An 8,139-nucleotide genomic window follows, 5' to 3' on the forward strand; every position below is an offset into this window, starting at 1 on the left:
CGATTATGTGACGGAGCGCCGTCCCGCGACGACACCTGATCGCCTCTACTCAGCCCTTGGCGGCACTTGGCCTTCCCGTTCGCGTTGCCGAGCAGGGCGATCCAGGCGATGGCCAGCGGCAGCAGAGAAACGCGCTCGATTCTATACGAACCGTGATCTCGTCGTAGCGGTAAGGAAGCAGATATCCGCATCGGCGATGCAGTACGGCACGTGGCGGAAATCGCGGATGCGGGCGACCTCTTCGCCGCGCCAGTCGATCAGCACGAAGCCGCGCACGGCATCGTCCGCCTGCGGGTTGCGGATGAGGATCGCCGGCCGGCCATCGACGAAGCCGAGCGACAGGGCCCAGTCGCGGAGGCGGTCGTAATTGCCGAAATAGGTCGAGGCTTCCTTCTTGCCGTTGAGGCGGGCGCGATTAACGACGTCGACCTGGACATCCTCGGCGATCAGCCTCCTGACCGCGTCGAAATCGCGCGCGTTGAACAGGTCGACATAGCGGCGCAGCCGGCGCTCCTCCTCCGGGTCGAGCTTCGGCATGGCGACTTCGTCGGTTCGGGCGGAGAGCGCCTTCAGCTCCGCCCTGCCGCGATGCAGCGCCGCCTTGGTTGCAGCCAAAGTCGCGCGCGTCACCTCGCAGGTTTCGGAAAGGCTGAGGCCGAGCACGTCGATCAGGACCACGGCGCTGCGCTGCGCCGGCGTGAGTTGCATGAACGTGTGCAGGCTTGTCGCCGCCGCAAGCCGCGCCTCGGCATTGGCCGAGAGATCCTCAATCGTCGTCATGTCGGTTTCGCTCATTCGGGAGCGCTCGCGCTGGCGGCGGCGCAGATGATCCTGCGCCGCATTGTGGGCGATACGGAACAGCCACTGCTCGGGGCGCTCGACGCGAGTTCCGCCATCATGCGCGGCAAGCGCCTTCACCACCGCCTCCTGCACGATGTCCTCGCCCTCGATCGACGAGCCGGCCATGCGGGCGGCGTAGCGGTGCAGCTTCGGCCGCAGGCCGACGAGCATGGCGTCAAGTTCCGCGCGGCCGAACGCTGCCGAGCTCATTCGTCCTCTTTCTCGCCTGGCCGATGCCATGCGGTGCCCGGATCAGGCGGGCACGGCTTCATCGGCTCTGGCCAGCATACGATAATTGCCGACGATCTTCGCCGGCGCCCGCACAAGCGGCGTCGAACGCCGCGCGGCATGATCGGCGCCGAAGGCCTTGAACGCGTCGAGTTCGGTCAGCGCCGAGCTGTCCTTGTCGTAGCCGACGAGGTGTACGAACTCCCCATTCTCCAGTTCGAGCACCAGATAGCGCACCGATCGCGGCTGCGTTTCATCCAGCGCCTCGAACACTTTTGCCACCAGCGCCCGGTTCTCGGCGATGCTGGCGTCCTTCACGCCGTAGCGGATCAGATTGTAGGTCATGGTCGTCTCCTTCGGTTGGTATGAGGAAGACGTTTCGTGCGGGTCAAAGGATTCACGTGGACGCAAAAAATTTCCCCCCTAAACCGCCCCAAGGAGGAGAGAACCGCTCAGCCGACCGCCTTCGCCGCCGCCCGCCCGGCGCTGCGCCCCGAAAAAATGCAGCCGCCGAGAAATGTGCCTTCGAGCGCCGCGTAGCCATGCACACCGCCGCCGCCGAAGCCGGCGGCTTCGCCCACCGCATAAAGCCCCGGCACCGGCTGTCCGGCGGCGTCGAGCACACGGCTGTCGAGGTCGGTCTGCAGCCCGCCCAGCGTCTTGCGGGTCAGGATGTTGAGGCGCACCGCGATCAGCGGGCCGTTCGCCTGGTCGAGCATCTTGTGCGGCTTGGCGGTGCGGATCAGCCTGTCGCCGAGATAGGCTCGGGCGCCGCGCAGCCCGGTGATCTGCGCATCCTTGGAGAACGGATTGTCAAGCTGCCTGTCGCGGGCGCGGATCTCGCGCTCAACCTGGGCGACGTCTAGCAGCGGCTCGCCGCCGGCCAGCGCGTTCATCCGCGCCACCAGTTTCGCAAGGTCGGCCTCGACGATGAAATCCTCGCCCTTTTCCATGAAGGCCTTTACCGGGCCGGGAATTCCCGACGTCGCGCGGCCCAGCACCTGCCGCCAGCTTTTGCCGGTGAGGTCGGGGTTCTGCTCGGAGCCCGACAGCGCGAACTCCTTCTGGATGATCTTTTTGGTCAGGATGAACCAGGAATAATCGAAGCCGGTGCTCATGATGTGGCTGAGCGTGCCCAGCGTGTCGAAGCCCGGATAGAGCGGCGCCGGCAGCCTTTTGCCGCGCGCGTCGAGCCACAGCGAGGAGGGGCCGGGCAGGATGCGGATCGCATGCTCGGTCCAGATCGGCGCCCAGTTCTTGATGCCCTCGACATAGTGCCACATACGGTCGCGGTTGATGATCGAACCCCCGGCAGCCTCGGTGATCGCCAGCATGCGCCCGTCGACATGGTCGGGCACGCCCGTGATCATCCGCTTCGGCGGCGCGCCTAGCCGTGACGGCCAGTTCTGGCGCACCAGCTCATGATTGCCGCCGATGCCGCCGGAAGCGACGATCACCGCTTGCGCGCTGAGCTCGAACGCGCCGGTCGCGGCGCGCGAACTCTTGCGGCCGCGCTCGACGCTGCACGGTTCCAGCACATAGCCACGCACGCCAGTTACTGTATCGCCGGCGCGGATGATCTCGTTGACCCGGTGGCGGAACTTGAACTGGACCAGCCCGCGCTTTTGCGCCTCGCGCACGCGCTGCACGAAAGGCTCGAGCACGCCGGGCCCGGTGCCCCAGGTGATGTGGAAGCGCGGCACCGAATTGCCGTGGCCGGTCGCATTGCCGCCGCCGCGCTCGGCCCATCCGACCACGGGGAAGAATTTCAGGCCCCGCTCGATCAGCCAGGAGCGCTTCTCGCCAGCGGCGAAGCCGACATAGGCCTCAGCCCATTTGCGCGGCCAGAAATCCTCAGGGCGATCGAAGGCGGCCGTGCCCATCCAGTCCTCGAGCGCGAGGTCGTGGGAATCGCGGATGCGCATGCGCCGCTGCTCCGGCGAATCGACCAGGAACAACCCGCCGAACGACCAGAAGGCCTGGCCGCCCAGCGACTGTTCCGGCTCCTGGTCGACGATGATGATTTTCTTGCCGGCCTCCGCCAACTCAGTCGCGGCGACGAGGCCAGCCAGCCCCGCGCCGACAATGATCACGTCCGCGTCAGCCATTTTCCCTCCCAGAACTAGCCGGCAAAACTTATTGCGGCGTCTCAGACGGGCTCCCAGCCGTCCTTCTCGCCGGCGCGGAAGATGGCGTCGATGACCTTCTGGTTGAGCACCGATTCCTCCAGGGTGAAGACGCGGTCTTTGCCGCCCTGGGCGGCGCGCACGAAGGCTTCGCACTCCAGCCGGTATTGCTGGGTGCCCGGGAAGCGGAACACCTGCGCGTCGGTGTGGTTCTGGTTGTGCAGCTCGATGCGGTGGTGGTCGTAGAGCCCGGCATTGAACGGGGCGAAGACCTCGATGAAACCCTTCTCGCCGTGGAACACCATCACCTGCCGCGCCGCCATTTGCGTCGACAGGTAGAAGGACAATTCGAAATCGCCGAAATCGGCGCGGATCGAGGAATAGATGTCGGTGCCGAAACTCTTGTCGCGCTCTATATTGGCCTGGACACGGATAGGCTCCTTGCCGGTCGAAAAGCGCGTCGATACGGTCGGATAGACGCCGATGTCGGGCAGCGCGCCACCGCCGAGATCGAGCTGGTTGCGCATGTTCTTGGGGTCGACATTGTAGTAGGAGAACGCGCCCTGCACATGGCGCAGCCGACCGATGGCGCCGCCGGCAATGAGGTCACGCACCTTGATCCATTGCGGGTGGTAGACGACCATGAAGGCCTCGCAGACCAGCACCTTCTTCTCGTCGCGCAGCTTGATCAGCGGCGGGATGTCCTTGGCGTCGAGCGCCAGCGGTTTTTCCACCAGCACATGCTTCCCGGCCTCGATCGCCTTTGCCGTCCATTCGACATGCTGGGAGGTTGGCAGCGGGATATAGACGCCGTCGACCTCCTTGGAGGCGAGCAATTCCTCATAGGAGCCGAAAGCATGACGGGCGCCGAAACGCTCGCCCAGCGCCTTGGCCTTGGAGAGATCGCGGCTGGCGATCGCCGACAGGACCCCGTTCTCCGATTCCACGATTGCCGGCAAAAGCTGCTCGCGGCCGATCTTTGCCGTCGACAGAACACCCCATCGGAACATCACGCTTCTCCATGTCGGTTACATCGATGGAGGTGTGCCCCAATTCCGGAGAAAAGCCAATGCGGGAGAAGCTCCTTCCTCGCCCCACGCAGTGGGGAGAGGTGGCCCGGCGAAGCCGGGACGGAGAGGGGTTTTCGTAGAGCGCCGGGTTCTTGAACCCCAGCGCCTCTCGGGGCTTTATTGTGGCCGCTTGGATGATCAAAGGGCTCTGCCGTCGCGAAGGTCGCCCCCCGCTCCGTCTCGGGCTTCGCCCGAGCCACCTCTCCCCCGCTTTGCGGGGGCGAGGAAAGGGACTGTGCCTAACCCCTCTTGCCCGTCAGCATCATGTCGAAATCGACGACATTGGAATAGAGCGGCGTGCCGACATCCATGCCATAGCGCGACCGCAGAACCTTGCCGGTGACGTGGAATTTGATGGTCCCGTCCTTCAATCCGCCGAGCTCGGCCGTGAATTTTTCCGAAAACGTCCTGCCGCGCGCCGTCAGCCGGCCGGTCACCAGCGCCGTCGTGTCGCCGGTGCGCGTCACGTTTGTAGAGCGGAACTGGATTTCCGGATTGTTGGCCGCGTCGAACACCGCGTCGGAGCGCAGGAATTGGTCGATGCGACCCTGCCCGGTGCCGACGCTTTCGGGATAGATGGTGAGGTCCACCTTCGAGCGGCCGACATCGCCATTGTCGATGCGGATCGTGCCCTTGAAGCGGCCGAAGGCGCCGTCGAAGCCACCGCCGCCGGCCTTGCCGATGGTAAAGCGGATCGAGGAGGCCGAGGGGCTGATCGTGTAGCTGCCGGCGGCGTCGCTGAGCGCCACCGCGGCAATGGCAGGCATGGTAAGGCAAGCGGCAAAAGCCGCGAATCCGAGGATACGCGCGTTCATGGGTTTCTTCCTTCCGCAGATACATTTTTCTGCGTTCTCGCCCCACCAACGACCGGTGGCGCAGTTCTATTCCCTGCCTGACGAAGGTGTGATCATGCGCGTCAGCACCGTATCGCGCAGCAGCAAATTGTGGCGCAGGGCGGCTGCGATGTGCAGCGCCACCAGCGCGATGCCGGCATAGGCGAGATACCAGTGCGCGGAAGCCCAGAAGCTTTCCGAAGCGTCGGATTCGGCCAGCGGCAGATTGGGCATCACGAAGAGATTGAACGGCATGGTCGGGATCTCCAGCGTCGACACCGAGACCAGCGCCCAGCCGGAAAGAGGCAGCGCGATCTGGAACGCATAGAGCGCGAAATGCGCGAGCGGTGCAGTCCTGCGCTCCAGCGTTCCGACCGAACCCGGCAGCGCCGGCGCCGCATTGCCGAGCCGCCAGGCGATGCGCAGGATGATCAGGCCGAGCAGCAGGAAGCCGAAGGATTTGTGCAGCTGGATCAGCTCGAAGGCCGTCCGCTGGCTTTCGATCCGCACCATGACGACGCCGAGCACGAACTGGCCGATGAAGATGATGCCGATCAGCCAGTGGAGGATGATCATCGCCCAGCCATAGCGGGTTGGGGTGTTGGTGATGGATTGCATGCGAGGCGAACGCTATCGAGTTCAGCTTTCTTCCGAGACGCCGGCTGTCATTCTCTCGGCACAACCCAGACGCTGGCGCTGCCCTCATTGCCCTGCCGGGCATTTCTCCTCGTAAACGGGGAGAAAGAGCAGTTGCAGCGCCGGCGGCTGGCGAAACCGCCGGCGACAGCGCCCCTTCTCCCCGTTCAACGGGGAGAAGATGCCGGCAGGCAGATGAGGGCGGCGCCAATGTCGGTAAGTGGATGCGAACCGAGGCGACGGCTTCGTTCCGCAGTCGCCTCCCTACCCGCTCACCTTGAAGAAATCCACGAAGGCCCTGAGCGCCGGCCGCATCTGCCGGCGGCTGGGATAATAGACGAAGAACCCGTCGAACGGCGGGCACCAATCCTTCAGCACGCGGATCAACCTGCCGTCGGCGAGCGGCGCCCGCACATAGGGCTCGAAGACGAAGGCCAGGCCGGCGCCGTCGACCGCCGCCTGGGCGATCAGATGATCTTCGTCGAGGATCAGCGGCCCTTCGACCGCCATCTCGATTTCCTCGCCGTCCTTCTCGAATTCCCAGCGGTAAAGGATGCCGCTTGAGAAACGGAAGCGGATGCAGCGGTGGCCGGTGAGGTCACGCGGATGGCGCGGCTTCGGCATAGAAGCGAAATAGGAGGGCGCTGCGACCACCGCGCCGCGGATGTCGGGCCCGATCCGCACCGCGATCATGTCGCGCTGCAGGCTTTCGCCGAGCCGCACGCCTGCGTCGAAGCCGCCCTCGACGACATCGGTGAAGCGATCCTCGATGACGATTTCCAGCACGACGTCAGGATAGGCAGCGGCAAAGGCGCCGAGCCGCGGCGTGAGCACCAGATGCGCGGCGGTGCGCGGCACGCTGAGCCTGAGATTGCCGGCCGGCCGGTCGCGCGCCTCGACCGCCGTTTCCAGCGCCAGGTCGATCTCGGACAGGGCCGGCCGCAGCCGTTCCAAGAGCTGCGCGCCTTCTTCGGTCGGAGCCACGCTGCGTGTGCTGCGCGCCAGAAGCCGCACGCCGAGCCGTGCTTCCAGGCTCGACACCGCATGGCTGACCGCGGAAGGCGCGATGCCGAGCTCGCGGGCCGCGCCGCGGAAGCTGGCGCATTGGGCGACTGAGGCAAGTACGGCGAGTTGGGAGAGGTTCGTCCGGTTCATTGTTCTATTTTATAGAGCGACCCGTACGAAATAGACAGAATTATCGAACGTGTCGCGGGGCGCTATCTCTCCCCCACATCGCAACAAGGACATGCGCCATGAAAACCCGCAAACTTGGAACTGAACTCGAAGTCTTCCCCGTCGGCCTCGGCTGCATGGGCATGAGCTTCGCCTATGGCGGCCAGCCGGAGGCGGAAGCCATTGCCACACTGCGCCGCGCCGTCGAGATCGGCGTGACGTTCTTCGATACGGCCGAAGTCTATGGTCCATTCGAGAACGAGATACTGCTCGGCAGGGCGCTGAAGCCCGTGCGCGACAAGGTAACGATCGCCACCAAATTCGGCTTCAAGATTTCCGAGCACGGCGAGGGCATCGACCGCATGGTCGGCGTCGACAGCCGTCCCGAACACGTCAAGGCGGTGGCCGAAGCCTCGCTGAAGCGGCTCAACACCGACGTGATCGACCTCTACTATCAGCACCGCGTCGACCCGAACGTGCCGATCGAGGACACGGTCGGCGCCATGGCAGAGCTGGTGAGCGAGGGCAAGGTCCGGGCGCTGGGCCTGTCGGAGGTGAGCGGCGCGACGCTGCGCCGGGCGCATGCCGTGCACCCGATCGCCGCCGTGCAGAGCGAATATTCGCTGTGGAGCCGCGATCCCGAGGATGAGGTGTTCGACGTCTGCCGCGAACTCGGCATCGGCTTCGTCCCCTACAGCCCGCTCGGCCGCGGCCTGCTCACTGGCGCGATCAGCAAGCCGGACGCGCTCGGTGCCGGCGACTGGCGCCTCACTCTGCCGCGCTTCCAGGCCGAGGCCATGGAAGCCAACCACGCGGTGATCGCTGTGCTGGAGAAGATGGCCGCCCAAAAGGGCGTGAGGCCGGCGCAGCTGGCGCTCGCCTGGGTACTGCACCAGGGCGATTTCATCGTGCCGATCCCCGGCGCAAGGAAGATACGGCACCTTGAGCAGAACACAGCCGCGGCCGGGATCGAGTTGAGCGCGGCCGAAGTGACGGCGATCGGCGATGCGCTGTCGCCCGACAAGGTGGTCGGCAAGCGCTATACGGAGGAACTGCTGGCGTTGGTGAATGGGTGATAGTTGAAAGGGGCGCTTCAGCGCCCTCTTGAAGGGTCGGCGCGAGACCCCCCTGTCTGTCCTGCCGGCCATCTCCCCCTCAAGGGCATAGGCGCTAAGATAGGTATTGCGGCGCGGAATCGGTTGTGATTCTACGCTGGAGATGACACACGAATCG

General features: G+C 65.1%; 8 protein-coding genes. 1 reads left to right on the forward strand and 7 read right to left on the reverse strand.

The genetic code is table 11. The features are described 5' to 3' along the window. Window positions 1-141: 141 nt before the first annotated feature. The 7 genes from LB528_RS22960 to LB528_RS22990 form a co-directional block, all read right to left on the reverse strand. Entirely contained in the window at window positions 142-1,050 is a 909-nt protein-coding gene (locus LB528_RS22960) for a sigma-70 family RNA polymerase sigma factor (RefSeq protein ID WP_224517207.1), read from the reverse strand. A gap of 42 nt (window positions 1,051-1,092) precedes the next feature. After that, on the reverse strand, window positions 1,093-1,413 hold the full coding sequence (locus LB528_RS22965) for a hypothetical protein (RefSeq protein ID WP_224517208.1): 321 nt from the start codon (window positions 1,411-1,413) through the stop codon (window positions 1,093-1,095). A 107-nt stretch (window positions 1,414-1,520) separates the two neighbouring features. Further along, a complete protein-coding gene (locus LB528_RS22970; RefSeq protein ID WP_224716394.1) occupies window positions 1,521-3,176 on the reverse strand; it encodes an FAD-binding dehydrogenase in 1,656 nt (551 codons plus the stop codon). Window positions 3,177-3,217: 41 nt separating this feature from the next. Next, complete coding sequence (locus tag LB528_RS22975; protein WP_224517212.1) at window positions 3,218-4,204, reverse strand: Gfo/Idh/MocA family protein; 987 nt, start codon at window positions 4,202-4,204, stop codon at window positions 3,218-3,220. 299 nt (window positions 4,205-4,503) lie between these two features. Then, complete coding sequence (locus LB528_RS22980) at window positions 4,504-5,079, reverse strand: YceI family protein (protein WP_224716395.1); 576 nt, start codon at window positions 5,077-5,079, stop codon at window positions 4,504-4,506. A 66-nt stretch (window positions 5,080-5,145) separates the two neighbouring features. After that, window positions 5,146-5,715, reverse strand: coding sequence for a cytochrome b (locus tag LB528_RS22985; RefSeq protein ID WP_224716396.1), 570 nt, complete (start codon window positions 5,713-5,715; stop codon window positions 5,146-5,148). 282 nt (window positions 5,716-5,997) lie between these two features. Continuing rightward, complete coding sequence (locus LB528_RS22990) at window positions 5,998-6,888, reverse strand: LysR family transcriptional regulator (RefSeq protein ID WP_224716397.1); 891 nt, start codon at window positions 6,886-6,888, stop codon at window positions 5,998-6,000. Window positions 6,889-6,986: 98 nt separating this feature from the next. Between LB528_RS22990 and LB528_RS22995 the strand changes: the two genes are divergently transcribed. Beyond that, window positions 6,987-7,982, forward strand: a complete 996-nt coding sequence (locus LB528_RS22995) for an aldo/keto reductase (protein ID WP_224716398.1) — start codon at window positions 6,987-6,989, stop codon at window positions 7,980-7,982. Window positions 7,983-8,139 lie beyond the last annotated feature (157 nt).

The sequence above is a fragment of the Mesorhizobium sp. CA4 genome, assembly GCF_020165075.1.
Classification (GTDB): domain Bacteria; phylum Pseudomonadota; class Alphaproteobacteria; order Rhizobiales; family Rhizobiaceae; genus Mesorhizobium.